The 245-nt window shown below is 31.8% G+C and carries 1 pseudogene; it reads right to left on the minus strand.

Features of this window, described 5'->3' with window-relative positions:
• Positions 1-13 precede the first annotated feature (13 nt).
• Positions 14-245: pseudogene (locus tag DIU01_RS03360) on the minus strand (tRNA pseudouridine(38-40) synthase TruA); the annotation flags it as partial.

Raw genomic sequence — 245 nt, forward strand, 5'->3', positions numbered from 1 at the left:
TATTTTCTATATTCTATTTTCTCAAAAAAGGATATTCCACTTTCGTCAAATACAATCCGTGTGCTGGAACTGAAAATCCTGCTTTATTTCGGTCTTTACTTTCAATAATTTGGATAAAATCCTGCAAAGATATTTTTTCTAATCCGATGTTTATCATGGTGCCAACAATTGCTCGGACCATATTTCGCAAAAATCGATCTGCTGAAATTGTAAATACTAATCTATCATTGACTTGTTTCCAATTG

It is taken from the genome of Flavobacterium sp. (assembly GCF_003525665.1).
Taxonomy (GTDB): Bacteria; Bacteroidota; Bacteroidia; order Flavobacteriales; family Flavobacteriaceae; genus Flavobacterium.